This is a genomic window from Erwinia billingiae Eb661, from assembly GCF_000196615.1.
Lineage (GTDB): Bacteria > Pseudomonadota > Gammaproteobacteria > Enterobacterales > Enterobacteriaceae > Erwinia > Erwinia billingiae.
In genome coordinates, this window is record NC_014306.1 from 1,633,777 (window position 1) to 1,647,471 (window position 13,695).

General features: G+C 55.1%; 12 protein-coding genes. 9 read left to right on the forward strand and 3 right to left on the reverse strand.

The features are described 5' to 3' along the window. The first annotated feature begins 6 nt into the window (after window positions 1-6). The 5 genes from gsiA to EBC_RS08995 all read left to right on the forward strand — a co-directional run bounded on the left by gsiA (window position 7) and on the right by EBC_RS08995 (window position 5,876). On the forward strand, window positions 7-1,863 hold the full coding sequence (gene gsiA / locus EBC_RS08975; RefSeq protein ID WP_013201471.1) for a glutathione ABC transporter ATP-binding protein GsiA: 1,857 nt from the start codon (window positions 7-9) through the stop codon (window positions 1,861-1,863). 48 nt (window positions 1,864-1,911) lie between these two features. Further along, entirely contained in the window at window positions 1,912-3,447 is a 1,536-nt protein-coding gene (gene gsiB, locus EBC_RS08980) for a glutathione ABC transporter substrate-binding protein GsiB (protein ID WP_041692250.1), read from the forward strand. A gap of 66 nt (window positions 3,448-3,513) precedes the next feature. Then, window positions 3,514-4,434 carry a glutathione ABC transporter permease GsiC gene (gsiC, locus tag EBC_RS08985; RefSeq protein WP_013201473.1) on the forward strand — a complete coding sequence of 307 codons (921 nt, stop codon included), beginning with the start codon at window positions 3,514-3,516 and terminating at the stop codon, window positions 4,432-4,434. A 9-nt stretch (window positions 4,435-4,443) separates the two neighbouring features. Then, window positions 4,444-5,349, forward strand: coding sequence for a glutathione ABC transporter permease GsiD (gene gsiD / locus EBC_RS08990; protein ID WP_013201474.1), 906 nt, complete (start codon window positions 4,444-4,446; stop codon window positions 5,347-5,349). Between the two features lie 77 nt (window positions 5,350-5,426). Further along, complete coding sequence (locus tag EBC_RS08995; RefSeq protein WP_013201475.1) at window positions 5,427-5,876, forward strand: DUF4385 domain-containing protein; 450 nt, start codon at window positions 5,427-5,429, stop codon at window positions 5,874-5,876. A 51-nt stretch (window positions 5,877-5,927) separates the two neighbouring features. On the opposite strand, the gene rimO is transcribed toward EBC_RS08995, so the two are convergent. After that, window positions 5,928-7,256, reverse strand: coding sequence for a 30S ribosomal protein S12 methylthiotransferase RimO (rimO, locus tag EBC_RS09000; protein ID WP_013201476.1), 1,329 nt, complete (start codon window positions 7,254-7,256; stop codon window positions 5,928-5,930). A 250-nt stretch (window positions 7,257-7,506) separates the two neighbouring features. Between rimO and EBC_RS09005 the strand changes: the two genes are divergently transcribed. The 3 genes from EBC_RS09005 (at window position 7,507) to EBC_RS09015 (ending at window position 9,932) form a co-directional block, all read left to right on the forward strand. Beyond that, the gene (locus tag EBC_RS09005) at window positions 7,507-7,836 is read left to right on the forward strand and encodes a DUF1493 family protein (RefSeq protein WP_013201477.1); all 330 of its coding nucleotides are present in this window, start codon (window positions 7,507-7,509) and stop codon (window positions 7,834-7,836) included. 205 nt (window positions 7,837-8,041) lie between these two features. Then, on the forward strand, window positions 8,042-8,704 hold the full coding sequence (locus tag EBC_RS09010; protein ID WP_013201478.1) for a DUF3313 domain-containing protein: 663 nt from the start codon (window positions 8,042-8,044) through the stop codon (window positions 8,702-8,704). A 115-nt stretch (window positions 8,705-8,819) separates the two neighbouring features. Then, on the forward strand, window positions 8,820-9,932 hold the full coding sequence (locus EBC_RS09015; protein ID WP_013201479.1) for a PQQ-dependent sugar dehydrogenase: 1,113 nt from the start codon (window positions 8,820-8,822) through the stop codon (window positions 9,930-9,932). A gap of 68 nt (window positions 9,933-10,000) precedes the next feature. On the opposite strand, the gene EBC_RS09020 is transcribed toward EBC_RS09015, so the two are convergent. Then, on the reverse strand, window positions 10,001-10,657 hold the full coding sequence (locus EBC_RS09020; protein ID WP_013201480.1) for an HAD family hydrolase: 657 nt from the start codon (window positions 10,655-10,657) through the stop codon (window positions 10,001-10,003). Window positions 10,658-10,930: 273 nt separating this feature from the next. On the opposite strand from EBC_RS09020, the gene EBC_RS09025 reads away from it, so the two are divergent. Continuing rightward, the gene (locus EBC_RS09025) at window positions 10,931-12,133 is read left to right on the forward strand and encodes a serine hydrolase (RefSeq protein WP_013201481.1); all 1,203 of its coding nucleotides are present in this window, start codon (window positions 10,931-10,933) and stop codon (window positions 12,131-12,133) included. A 53-nt stretch (window positions 12,134-12,186) separates the two neighbouring features. Here EBC_RS09025 and EBC_RS09030 read toward each other — a convergent pair whose 3' ends face one another. Then, window positions 12,187-13,470 (reverse strand): HAAAP family serine/threonine permease, encoded by a 1,284-nt coding sequence (locus tag EBC_RS09030; protein ID WP_013201482.1) that lies wholly within the window; start codon window positions 13,468-13,470, stop codon window positions 12,187-12,189. Window positions 13,471-13,695: the final 225 nt, after the last annotated feature.

Below are 13,695 nucleotides of genomic sequence, written 5' to 3' on the forward strand. Positions count from 1 at the left end.
AGCAGGATGCCGGTGATCACGGACCTGCCTGCCGGGCAGGTATTATCAGTCAGAAACCTCAGCGTCAGCTTCCGTCAGGAAGAGGGCGTGGTGCAGGCGGTGAAAAACCTGTCGCTGGATGTGCAGCGCGGTGAGACGCTGGCGATTGTTGGCGAATCAGGTTCCGGGAAATCGGTCACCTCGCTGGCCTTAATGCGGCTGGTGGAGCAGGGCGGTGGCAGCATCGACAGCGGCGAAATGTGGCTGCGCAGACGCAACGATCGCATCGTCGATCTGGCCAGCGCGCGCCAATCCCAGCTGCGCACCATTCGCGGTGCGGATATGGCGATGATTTTCCAGGAGCCGATGACCTCGCTAAACCCGGTGTTCCCGGTGGGCGAGCAAATTGCCGAGTCGATTCGCCTGCATCAGGGGAAAAGCCACCGCGAGGCGCTGCAGGAAGCCGAGAGAATGCTGGATCTGGTGCGCATCCCGGAAGCGAAAAACGTCCTCACCCGCTTTCCTCATCAACTCTCCGGCGGGATGCGGCAGCGGGTGATGATCGCGATGGCGCTCTCCTGTCGTCCGGCGTTGCTGATTGCCGATGAGCCGACCACCGCGCTGGATGTGACCATTCAGGCGCAGATATTACAGCTGATCCGCGTGCTGCAGAAAGAGATGCAGATGGGGGTGATTTTTATCACTCACGACATGGGCGTGGTGGCCGAAATGGCCGATCGCGTGCAGGTGATGTACCGCGGCGATGTGGTGGAAACCGGCACCGTGGACGAGATTTTCAGCTCGCCACAGCAGCCCTACACCAAGGCGTTGCTGGCCGCCGTGCCGAAACTCGGCTCCATGACTGGCCAGGCGTATCCGGCCAAATTCCCACTGATTTCACTGGAGAGCCGCGACGAAATCGTGGTGCCTCAGGATACCGTTTCACCCGACGCGGAGCCGGTGTTGCAGGTTCGCGACCTGGTGACGCGCTTCGATGTCCGTGGCGGCATTTTTAATCGCGTCATCCGCCGGGTTCATGCGGTGGAGAAGGTCAGTTTTGACCTGCGGCCCGGTGAAACACTGGCGCTGGTGGGCGAATCCGGCTGTGGGAAATCCACCACCGGTCGCTCATTGTTGCGGCTGGTGGAAAGCCAGGGCGGCACCATTACCTTTGATGGCCAGCGCATCGACACCCTTTCCGGTTCGGCGCTTTCGCATCTGCGGCGGGATATTCAGTTTATTTTTCAGGATCCCTACGCATCGCTCGATCCCCGGCTGACGGTCGGCTTTTCGATAATGGAACCGCTGCTGGTGCACAAGCTGGCAAAAGGGCAGGCGGCAGAAGATCGGGTGGCATGGCTGCTGGAGCGCGTCGGTCTGTTACCTGAACATGCGCGGCGTTATCCGCATGAGTTCTCCGGCGGCCAGCGTCAGCGAATTTGCATCGCCCGCGCGCTGGCGCTGAATCCTAAAGTGGTGATTGCCGATGAGTCGGTCTCCGCGCTGGACGTGTCGATTCAGGCGCAAATCGTCAACCTGATGCTGGATTTGCAGCGTGAATTCGGCATCGCGTTCCTGTTTATTTCCCACGATATGGCGGTCGTCGAGCGCATCAGCCATCGCGTGGCGGTAATGTACCTCGGGCAGATTGTTGAAATTGGCCCGCGTCAGTCCGTATTTGAAAATCCCCAGCATCCCTACACGCGCAAGCTGATGTCAGCGGTGCCGGTGGCCGATCCCCGCCATCGCCGCCGTGAACGAGCGCTGCTGGTGGACGAAATTCCCAGCCCGATCCGTGCCCTTGGGGACGAACCGGTCGTGGCACCGCTGATTGAGGTGAGTGCCGGACACTATGTTGCCCGTCATGCGATTGGCGGTGCCTGATATTGCTGCACAACAACAACAAGGACTTCAGGAGATGAACGCACAATGATGATTCATAGCAAACGTAAGTTACTGTTAACCGCAGGTTTATTGAGCAGCTTTGCCGCTGTGCCTGCCTGGGCGGCGAAAGATGCGGTGATCGCGGTGGGTTCCAACTTCACGACATTGGATCCCTACGACGCAAACGATACCTTGTCGCAGGCGGTGGCCAAATCTTTCTATCAGGGCCTGTTTGGCTTTGATAAGGACATGAAGCTGGTCAACGTGCTGGCTGAAAGCTCAGATGCCAGCAAAGATGGCCTGACCTACACCATCAAACTGCGTAGCGGCATCAAATTCCAGGATGGCAGCGATTTCAATGCCGAAGCGGTGAAGGTCAACCTCGATCGCGCCAGCAATCCTGATAGTCACCTGAAGCGCTACAACCTGTTTAAATCCATCGCGACCACCGAGGTTATCGATCCGCTGACGGTGAAAATCACCCTCAAGCAGCCGTTCTCGGCCTTTATCAACACGCTGGCCAGTCCGGCTGCCGCGATGATTTCGCCAACGGCACTGAAGAAATACGGTAAGGAGATTGGCTTCCACCCGGTCGGTACCGGCCCGTATGAGCTGGATACCTGGAACCAGACCGATTTCGTGAAGGTGAAGAAATTTGCCGGCTACTGGAAGAAAGGCTATCCCAAGCTGGATACCATCACCTGGCGTCCGGTGGTGGACAACAACACCCGTGCGGCGATGCTGCAAACCGGTGAAGCCAACTTTGCCTTCCCAATCCCTTACGAGCAGGCAAAGCTGCTGGAGAAAAACAGCAAGCTGGATCTGGTGACCTCGCCATCCATCATGCAGCGTTACATCAGCTTTAACGTCACCCAGAAGCCGTTCGATAATCCGAAGGTGCGTGAGGCGATCAACTACGCCATTAACCGTCAGGCGTTGGTGAAAGTGGCGTTTGCCGGTTATGCCACGCCAGCAACGGGTATCGTGCCGCCAGCGATCCAGTTCGCCCAGACCTATCCGGCCCCGGAATATAACCCGGCTAAGGCGCGTGAGCTGCTGAAGGAAGCGGGCTTCCCGAACGGCTTCACTACCACCTTATGGTCATCCCACAACCACAGCACCGCGCAGAAAGTGCTGCAGTTCACTCAGCAGCAGCTGGCTCAGGTGGGCATTAAAGCCACCCTGACCGCGATGGATGCGGGACAGCGTGCGGCAGAAGTGGAAGACAAAGGGCAGAAAGAGAGCGGTGTGCGGATGTTCTACACCGGCTGGTCGGCTTCCACCGGGGAGGCTAACTGGGCACTGACGCCGCTGTTTGCCACCCAGTCCTGGCCGCCAACCATCTTCAACACCGCGTTTTACAGTAATGCCAAGGTTGACAGCGATCTGGCCGATGCACTGAAAACCACCGACGGCGAGAAGAAAGCCGCGCTGTACAAAGATGCTCAGGACATTATCTGGAAAGAGCAGCCCTGGGTACCGCTGGTGGTGGAGAAACTGGTTTCAGCCAACACCAAAAACCTGACGGGCTTCTACGTGATGCCGGACACCTCGTTCAGCTTTGACGACGCCGATCTGAAGTAAACCCCGCTCACGGTGACCGCGCCTCCCGATATGGGAGGCGTGGTTGTCTTAAGCGCAGGATGACGCATGCTCAATTATTTTATCAGACGCTTACTGGGACTGATCCCCACACTGCTGATTGTGGCGGTATTGGTGTTCCTGTTTGTACATATGCTGCCGGGCGATCCCGCCAGGCTGATTGCCGGTCCAGAAGCCGATGCAACGGTAGTGGCACTGGTTCGTCAGCAGTTAGGCCTCGATCAGCCAATGATCCAGCAGTTCTGGCACTTTATCAGCAATGCAGTGCAGGGCGATTTTGGTCAGTCGATGGTATCAAAGCGGCCGGTTTCGGCGGAAATTGCCGCGCGATTTTTACCCACTTTGTGGCTGACGTTAAGCAGCATGGTGTGGTCAGTGATTTTTGGCATGGGCATCGGCATTACCTCCGCTGTCTGGCGCAACCGCTGGCCAGACCGGCTTGGCATGACGCTGGCCGTTTCCGGGATTTCGTTCCCGGCATTTGCGCTGGGGATGCTGCTGATGCAGGTGTTCTCGGTTGAATTAGGCTGGCTGCCCACGGTGGGGGCGGACGGCTGGAAGCACTATATTTTACCGTCCATCACCCTGGGCGCCGCGGTTGCGGCAGTGATGGCGCGCTTTACCCGCGCCTCGTTTGTTGAGGTGATGCAGGAAGATTATATGCGCACCGCGCGGGCCAAAGGCGTGCGTGAGACGCTGGTGGTGGTCAAGCACGGCCTGCGCAATGCGATGATCCCGGTGGTCACCATGATGGGCCTGCAGTTTGGCTTCCTGCTTGGCGGCTCAATTGTGGTGGAAGTAGTATTCAACTGGCCGGGACTGGGGCGTCTGCTGGTGGATTCGGTCGAGATGCGTGATTACCCGGTGGTGCAGGCCGAGGTGCTGCTGTTCTCGCTGGAATTTATTCTCATTAACCTGGTTGTGGACATGCTTTACGCCGCCATCAACCCCGCGATTCGTTACAAATAAGGACCGGCGATGAAAAACTGGCGACGTAGCGCGGCGCTGTCCGCGATGCCAACGATTAACCAACATCGCGTGCGGACACCCTGGCGGGAATTCTGGCGGCGATTTAAAAAGCAGCCGGTGGCGATGGTGGCCGGGGTGTTTGTGCTGCTGCTGATTGTGGTGGCGGTGATTGCGCCGTGGATTGTGCCATTCGATGCAGAGAACTATTTTGACTACGATCGGCTGACCGAAGGCCCGTCGATGATGCACTGGTTTGGTGTGGATTCGCTCGGTCGCGATATCTTCAGCCGGGTGCTGACCGGCACGCGCTTGTCGCTAATTTCCGGCTTCTTCTCGGTGGCGATCGGCGCGGCAATTGGCACCTTGCTGGGGCTGCTGGCCGGCTACTATGAAGGCTGGTGGGATCGGATCATTATGCGCGTCAGCGATGTGCTGTTCGCCTTTCCGGGGATCCTGCTGGCGCTGGCCGTGGTGGCGATTTTAGGCACGGGGATGTCCAACGTGATTGTGGCGGTGGCGATCTTCAGTATCCCGGCCTTTGCCCGTCTGGTGCGCGGCAACACGCTGGTGCTGAAGCATATGACGTTTATCGAGTCGGCCCGCAGTATTGGTGCCTCCGATTTCACCATCATCATGCGGCATATTCTGCCGGGAACGATTTCATCGATCGTGGTCTATTTCACCATGCGTATTGGCACCTCAATCATTACCGCAGCCAGCCTGTCGTTCCTTGGATTGGGCGCACAGCCGCCGACGCCGGAATGGGGGGCGATGCTCAATGAAGCCCGTGCCGATATGGTGATGGCCCCGCACGTGGCGATTTTCCCCAGCCTGGCGATCTTCCTGACGGTGCTGGCGTTCAATCTGCTGGGGGATGGCCTGCGCGATGCGCTGGATCCTAAACTGAAGACCTGATGTCGCTGAGTGCGTGCCCTGTCGGCGCGCGCTGCAGATTTCTGTGCCATGCTTGCTTCTTTCTTAGTGGGGTGGCAATGAAAGAATTCGACTATCAGCAGGATTTCAAAACAATCGACTTTCGTAAGCATCCCGAGTTGTATCAGGTGGGGCGCGGGGAACAGGGCGTGTTAATGGTTGAGCCCTATAAAAGTGAGATCCTACCGCACTGGCGGTTTAAGACACCGGATATTGCGCAGGTGTCAGCCACGGCGATCATGGCGCTTTTTGAGCAGTATCGGAAAAATGATGAGTTTGTCGGCATGGATATGGCCCGCAAATTTATCCAGATGGGCTACACCCGCGCCAGACGCTATGCCAACCATAAGGGCGGGAAGAAATACGATGAGAAGCGCGAGCTGTTGCCCTTCGAGCTGAACGAAGAAAAGGCGGCCTCAGCGGCGATTTTCAAAGGGTATTGGGACCAGATCCGCGCCGATAAAGACTATCTTCAGCGCAAAAAACAGCATCAAAAAGAGTACGGCTAACGCGGAAAGTGAAAAGGGCCAGCCCATTCCGGCCGGCCCTTTTGGCAGGTATTAAATCTTGGACGCCCACAGGTCGTATTCGTCGGCGTTATCCACCTTCACACGCACCACATCGCCTGGCTTCAGGGATTTCTCGCCGTTGAGATAGACGGCACCGTCAATCTCAGGTGCATCAGCCATACTGCGGCCAATCGCCCCTTCTTCATCCACTTCATCGATGATTACCAGAATTTCACGACCGACTTTTTCCTGCAAACGTTCGGCGGAGATCGCCTGCTGCAGCTGCATAAAGCGATCGTAACGTTCTTCCTTCACCGACTCCGGTACCGGATCCGGCAGCTGATTGGCGGTCGCGCCTTCAACCGGGCTGTATTTGAAGCAGCCGACGCGATCCAGACGCGCTTCCTTCAGGAAGTCGAGCAGCATCTGGAAGTCTTCTTCCGTTTCGCCAGGGAAACCGACGATAAAGGTCGAACGCAGCGTCAGGTCCGGGCAAATTTCGCGCCAGCGCTTAATGCGCTCCAGCGTACGTTCAACGGCACCCGGGCGCTTCATCAGCTTCAGGATGCGCGGGCTGGCGTGCTGCAGCGGGATATCCAGGTAAGGCAGCAGTTTCCCTTCCGCCATTAGTGGAATGACATCGTCCACGTGCGGGTACGGGTAAACGTAGTGCAGACGCACCCACACGCCCAGTTTAGCCAGCTGTTCGCACAGGCTGACCATGCTGGTTTTTACCGGCGATCCATTCCAGAAACCGGTACGGTGTTTCACGTCCACGCCGTAAGCCGAAGTATCCTGGGAGATCACCAGCAGCTCCTTCACGCCGGCTTCAGCCAGACGCTTGGCTTCATCCAGCACCGAGCCAATCGGACGGCTGTCCAGATCGCCACGCATGGAAGGGATGATGCAGAAAGTACAGCGGTGGTTACAGCCTTCTGAAATCTTCAGGTAAGCGTAATGGCGCGGCGTCAGCTTCACGCCCTGTTCCGGCACCAGGCTCAGGAACGGGTTATGCGCTGGCTTAGGCACATAGCGGTGGACGTGCGACAGCACCTGCTCATAGCTGTGCGGTCCGGTGATTTCCAGCACCTTTGGATGCACTTCACGGATCTGGTTCTCTTTCGCACCGAGGCAGCCGGTGACGATCACCTTACCGTTTTCATTCAGCGCTTCGCCGATCGCTTCCAGCGATTCTTGTACAGCGCTGTCGATGAATCCGCAGGTGTTGACGATGACGATTTCGGCATCGTCATAACGTGGAACCACTTCATAGCCTTCGGTGCGCAGCTCGGTGAGGATGCGTTCAGAGTCGACCAGATTTTTCGGACAGCCGAGAGAAACAAATCCGACACGCGGCGCCATAGTTGTATTTTGCGACATTACTCATTTCCTGTTTTGCACAGCAATTTTGCGCGGGATTCTACCCATCTCTACGTAGAATTTATACAGCAATATGAAGTGTAGGGGGATTCTTCTGACCGACGGGCATTCCCGGCCGGATTGAGGGAGATCAAAACAAGCGGGATTAGGGGCGGCATTTGTTTGATTTGCTGGGATTTTGACCGGTATAACAGTGGCTGCAAACAGTATTGTTGAGGCTGTTGGCGTTATCAATGGACAGTGACAAGTTATGGTAGACAGCATTGAACAGCGGGTTATCGAATTCGTGACCCGCCGGAGTGGCGTGTATATGTTCAGGAAGAAGAAATACGAGACCTACACCGCGTCCTCAAGCATTCATTTTGACGTGAAGTTAGATCAGGATGATGTTGAAGAATTGATCGATGACTTCTCGGAAGAATTCAATGTGGATATGTCCAGCTTCCATATTGAAACCTATTATCCTGACGTTCATTTTTCCTGGAATCCCTTTAATAAATCCGAACCGGTGGATATTCCCGATTTCACGGTCGGAATGTTGATCGATTCAGCAAAAGCCGGAAAATGGTTGTATGACTAGCTTAAATTAGCGCAGAACGCGCGGCTTAGGTTAATCCCACAGGAATGTGAGCCCCATTGCAAAGGCAAGAATTGAGCAGGGTACGAGTAAAAGTATGGCGACATAACGTTTACTCTTACGCTTTCTGGTGATGCGCGGAAGACGCGCTATGCTTCAGTTGTCCTTACGTTTTTTTGCCTAATCCTCTGTGAAAAAGGAACACCCCATGCGTGTGTTACGTCTTGGTCTTGTTGCCGGACTTGCGATTGCGGTTCTGGCCGGATGCTCTTCAAAAGTAACGGAATCCCATCAGTATTCTGGGTTTCTCTCCGATTATTCCAAACTGAAACCAACCGAATCTCCGAGCGGGCATCCAACGCTGCGTTGGATCTCGCCAGACTATAAAGCTTCTGATTATCGCGGGATCTATTTCACCCCGGTGGTCTATTACCCTGCGGCGAAACCTACCGAACGCGTTAGCCAGCAAACGTTGGATAGCCTGAGAAGCTACGTAGATACCCGGTTGAAAGCGGCTGTCGCTAAGCAAATGCCGCTGGTCAGTTCCCCGGGCCCAGATACGTTAATTATGAAAACCGCGATTACCACCGTCAGTGCTGAAAACCAGGACATGAAGTTCTATGAAGTCGTGCCGGTCGCTGCGGTGATTGCCGGAACCATGGCGGCCTCTGGCCACCGGACGCAAAATAGCGTGCTTTACCTTGAAGCGCAGCTGATTGATGCCAAAACCGGTAAGCCGGTGGTGGAAGCGGTGCGTAAAGCCTATGGCAAAACCGTACCTAACAACTCGGCACCTGTCACCCTGGAAGACCTTAAGCAGGGCGCTGATGACATGATTAACGACGTCACCACCTTCCCGCATCAACCTTAATCGTCACCTTCCATTAAGCGCCGCACCCTTGCGGCGCTTAATGTTTTGTAAAAACAGCCCCGTCTTCAGCCTTCTTCACTAAATTTAACGAACATTGACCTGAAGGAGTGAAGGTATGTCTCGTCTGTTTCCCCTCTGTTTGCTCGCCAGCGCCGTCCTGTTTTCCCATCCCGTACTGGCCGAAAAGGTCAGTGTCGAGCAGTTACAACAAGGGCTTGATCATCCCTGGGCGATGGCTTTTTTGCCCGACAATCAAGGCATATTAATCACCGAACGATCGGGCCAGCTACGGCACTGGCAACAGGGGAAAGGACTCTCGCAACCGATTACCGGCGTGCCGAAAGTCTGGGCGCAACGTCAGGGCGGCCTGCTGGATGTCGTACTGTCTCCCGACTTTGCGCAAAACCGCCGCGTCTATCTGACCTGGACCGAAGCCGATGACAACGGGCGTGCAGGCGCAGTGGTGGGCTCCGGATTGCTCAGCAAAGATCTGACGCAGCTGACCGATTTTAAAGATTTACTACACCAGCAACCGAAACTCTCCAGCGGGGCCAATTTAGGGTCGCGACTGGCCTTTGATCAGGCAGGTTATTTGTACGTCACCTTTGGCGATAACTTCCAGGCCGCGTCAGCGCAGGATTTAACCGCCTTAACCGGTAAGGTTATTCGCCTCAATGCGGATGGCAGTATTCCAAAAGATAATCCTTTTGTCGGTAAGAAGGGCGCCAGACCTGAAATCTGGAGCTATGGTATGCGCAATCCACAAGGGCTTGCCTTTAATCCGTGGAGCAAGGAGATGTGGGAAAGTGAACACGGTCCACGCGGTGGTGATGAGGTGAATATTCCGCGAAAAGGCCAGAATTACGGCTGGCCGCTGGCGACCTGGGGAATTGATTACAGCGGTGAGAAAGTGCCAGGCTCGAAAGGAGGAACCGCGCCAGGCACCGTGCAGCCGGTGTTCTGGTGGAAGGTGTCTCCGGCGATCAGCGGCATGGCCTTCTATAACGGCCACTTCCCGCAATGGAAAAACTCGCTATTTATCGGGGCGCTGAAAGATAAAAGTCTGATCCGTCTGACGGTCAATGGCGATAAGGTCGAAGAGAAAGAGCGCCTGTTGAAGGATCGCGGTGAGCGTATCCGCGATGTCCGGGCTGGCCCGGATGGCTATCTTTATGTGCTGACCGACGAGTCGGACGGCAAGCTGCTTAAGGTGGGATTAGCGAAATAACGGCAGGCTTGACGGTATGGTCAGCAAAATCGGGAGGGCTGATTCAGCCTTCCCGATTTTTGTCAGGCTTATCTTACCCAGTGACACACTTCCCAGCCACGCTGTTCGGCAAGACTGTGCAACTGTTCGCCGGGGTTAATGACATGGGCATGATCCGCATGTTCAAGTAACGCGAGATCGTTAATTGAGTCGCTGTAGGCCCAGGTTTTCCCAAAGGTGGTTTCGTTCTGATCGGCCAGCCAGTCATTAAGACGGGTGACCTTGCCCTCTTTGTAGGTCATGGTGCCGTAGGTCTGGCCGCTGTAGCGGTCATCGACGATTTCCACTCCAATCGCCAGCGCGCCATGGGCACCCAGCTGTTCGGCAATCGGCACCACCAGATGTTCTCCGCTGGCGGACACCACCATCACCTTATCACCGCGTTCCTGATGCCAGGCCATTCTCTCGCGGGCGGAAGGATAAACCCGTGGCAGAATATCCCGCTGAATAAAGCGACGGACCCAGCCCGTTACCGTAAGCGTGCCCATGCCGGTTATTGGCGACAGGGTGGTGGACATGTACTCTTCCATTGACAGCGAACCCTGATAATACTGGTCCATCAGCGCCCGTTCCTGCTCAATCAGCGCGGCCGGTGCAAAGCCCTGGGAGACTAAATAACGAAGCCACAGGCCGGTGCTGTCTTCGCAGATCAACGTTTCATCAAGATCGAACAAAGCTAAATCCATGGTCATTACTCCTGAGGCAAACTTTATTCAGGTTAGCGGAAAAATGTGACTGACTTAACTGTTCTACGAAAAATCGGAATTTCACCTGGTGCTGTTGGCCGCAAACGGCGAAAAAAAGCGCAGCGAAACGGCATATCCCAGATTTATCTAATAAACTCTGAATAACTTTACAGTAATGCTGTTCTTTTTAAGGCCAGAAACCGTTAGCGTGTCAGGGTTTCCGCCGCCGCGCTGCAAAACACTTGTCTTTCAAATGGATACTTGGGTCTCGTCATGAAGAAATCACGCCTTTCCGCCGGTGCTTTGACACTGACTGCCACCACTTCACTGTTGCTGTTCACCTTCTCAACCCGTGCAGAAGAGGCGCCCGCAGCGCCACAAATCGATGCTAAAGCCTGGATCCTGATGGATTACAACAGCGGTAAAGTGCTGGCGGAATCCCATGCAGATGACCGTCTTGACCCTGCCAGCCTGACAAAAATGATGGCCAGTTACGTGGTAGGGCAGGCCATCAAAGCCGGCAAAATTACCAACGACGATATGGTGACCGTCGGCAAGGATGCCTGGGCGACGGGTAACCCCATTCTGCAAGGTTCCTCGCTGATGTTTCTGAAGCCGGGCGATCGCATTCCCGTTTCAGAACTGAACAAGGGAATTATTATCCAGTCTGGCAATGACGCCAGTATTGCACTGGCCGATTATGTTGCGGGCAGTCAGGACTCCTTTGTCAGCCTGATGAATAACTATGTGCAGGCGCTCGGACTGAAAAATACCCACTTCAAAACCGTGCACGGACTGGATTCTGACGGGCAATACAGCACGGCCAGAGATATGGCGCTGATTGGCCAGGCGTTAATCCGCGACGTTCCGCAAGAATATGCGCTGCACAAAGAGAAAGAGTTCACCTTTAACCGCATCCATCAGCAGAACCGCAACCGCCTGTTGTGGAGCAGCAACCTGCAGGTTGATGGCATCAAGACCGGGCATACCGCGGGCGCGGGAAATAATCTGGTGGCTTCGGCGGTCAGTGGCGACCAGCGCCTGATTTCAGTGGTGTTAGGCTCCCCGACCGATGCCACGCGTTTTCGCGAGAGTGAAAAGCTGCTGACCTGGGGATTCCGCTTCTATGATACGGTCACGCCAATCAAAGCCGACAAGCCGTTTTCCACCCAGCGGGTGTGGTATGGCGAAAAGAAAGAGGTCAATCTTGGCGTCGCCAGCGATGCCTCAGTGACCGTGCCGAAAGGGCAGCTCAAGAACCTTAAAGCCAGCTTTACCCTCTCACAGCCTCAGCTAACCGCGCCGTTGAAGAAAAATCAGGTGGTGGGCAATATCGATTTCCAGCTTGATGGCAAAACGATTGAACAGCGACCGCTGGTGGTAATGGAAGACGTGAACGAGGGGGGATTTATTAGCCGCATCTGGGATTTCGTGATGATGAAAATGACCGGCTGGTTCGGCAAATGGTTTGCCTGACGCGCGGTAAGAAATGAAAGGGGCGAAGAGATTCGCCCCTTTTTTTATCTCTGTCAGACCAGATCGTATGCGATAGCGGAAATCGCGATTAATCCCACCAGCACCACAAAGATATTGCTGATTTTACCGCTGTACTGACGCATTGCCGGCACTTTATTGATGGCATACATCGGCATCAGGAACAGCAGCACGGCAATCACCGGGCCACCCAGGGTTTCAATCATTCCCAGAATGCTTGGATTCAGGGTAGCGACCAGCCAGGTGGTGATCAGCATAAAGATGGCGGTGATGCGGTTCAGCTTCGCTTCCGGCAGCTTTTTCGCTTTCTCACCGAGGGACTTAACCATCAGGCCATTGAAGCCTTCACGCGCGCCAAGATAGTGACCGAGGAAGGATTTGGTAATGGCGACCATGGCGATGATCGGTGCCAGCCAGGCCATCAGCGGCGTATCAAAGTGGTTCGCCAGATAGGAGAGGATCGAGATGTTCTGCGCTTTGGCTTCGGCAAGATTCTCCGGAGACAGGCTGAGTACGCAGCTGAACACGAAGAACATCACCGTTACCACCATCATCAGATGGCTGCGGGCCAGAATGCGTGAGCATTTCTTCTCGGCTTCCTCGCCATATTCCTGACGTTTGGCCACCGCAAACGCGGAGATGATCGGCGAATGGTTAAAGGAGAACACCATCACCGGTATCGCTAACCACAATGTCATCCACAAGCTGCTGCCGCTGCCCGCTAAGCTGACGTGCTGGAAAACGGAGCTGTTCCAGTGAGGAATCAAAAACAGCGCCAGTGCCATCAGCACAATCACAAACGGATAAACCAGCACGCTCATGGTTTTGACGATCATCTCTTTGCCAAAACGCACAATCGACATCAGACCGACAATCAGGATTAAGGCCAGCAGCGCCCTTGGCGGCGCCTGCATATGCAGCTGGTGGGTCATAAAGCTCTCAACCGTATTGGTGATCGCCACGCTGTAGACCAGCAGAATCGGGTAGATCGCGAAGAAGTAGAGCAGGGTGAGCAATTTACCGGCGCCCTGACCGAAATGCTCTTCAACCACACCGGTGATGTCTTCACCCACTTCACGGCCGGACAGCACAAAGCGACACAAACCGCGATGGGCAAAGAAGGTCATCGGGAACGCCAGAAGCGCCATAATCAGCAGCGGGATCAACCCGCCGATACCGGCGTTTATCGGTAAGAACAACACACCGGCACCAATCGCCGTGCCGTACAGGCCCAACATCCACATGGTGTCGCTTTTGCGCCAGCTGGCTGCCTCTTCGGCGCTGGCGAGGGGCAGTGAAGCCGTTTTGGATGAATCCATGATGATCTCCAGTTTGAAAACAGTAAAGTAAAGTGCGCTATACAGCGAAAACGGCGGCGAACCAGCGCAATTTAATTTAAGGCTCTGCCTGAAAGGCCGACACTCTACCATCTGAAATGGAAGAAGGAAGGGGGCGAAAACGAATTTCTGGCGATCTGAATCACAATACCAATAATATTATTAGTGATAAATGCTGGAGGGGATTTTTAAGGTGGGCAAATACGC

Bases quoted from the DNA above. Each gene is read 5' to 3' on its own strand.
- gsiB (WP_041692250.1), top strand. From the start codon at position 1,912: ATGATTCATAGCAAACGTAAGTTACTGTTAACCGCAGGTTTATTGAGC.
- EBC_RS09010 (WP_013201478.1), top strand. From the start codon at position 8,042: ATGCGTGTGTTACGTCTTGGTCTTGTTGCCGGACTTGCGATTGCGGTT.
- EBC_RS08995 (WP_013201475.1), top strand. From the start codon at position 5,427: ATGAAAGAATTCGACTATCAGCAGGATTTCAAAACAATCGACTTTCGT.
- EBC_RS09025 (WP_013201481.1), top strand. From the start codon at position 10,931: ATGAAGAAATCACGCCTTTCCGCCGGTGCTTTGACACTGACTGCCACC.
- rimO (WP_013201476.1), bottom strand. From the start codon at position 7,256: ATGTCGCAAAATACAACTATGGCGCCGCGTGTCGGATTTGTTTCTCTC.
- EBC_RS09015 (WP_013201479.1), top strand. From the start codon at position 8,820: ATGTCTCGTCTGTTTCCCCTCTGTTTGCTCGCCAGCGCCGTCCTGTTT.
- EBC_RS09030 (WP_013201482.1), bottom strand. From the start codon at position 13,470: ATGGATTCATCCAAAACGGCTTCACTGCCCCTCGCCAGCGCCGAAGAG.
- EBC_RS09020 (WP_013201480.1), bottom strand. From the start codon at position 10,657: ATGGATTTAGCTTTGTTCGATCTTGATGAAACGTTGATCTGCGAAGAC.
- gsiC (WP_013201473.1), top strand. From the start codon at position 3,514: ATGCTCAATTATTTTATCAGACGCTTACTGGGACTGATCCCCACACTG.
- gsiD (WP_013201474.1), top strand. From the start codon at position 4,444: ATGAAAAACTGGCGACGTAGCGCGGCGCTGTCCGCGATGCCAACGATT.
- EBC_RS09005 (WP_013201477.1), top strand. From the start codon at position 7,507: ATGGTAGACAGCATTGAACAGCGGGTTATCGAATTCGTGACCCGCCGG.
- gsiA (WP_013201471.1), top strand. From the start codon at position 7: ATGCCGGTGATCACGGACCTGCCTGCCGGGCAGGTATTATCAGTCAGA.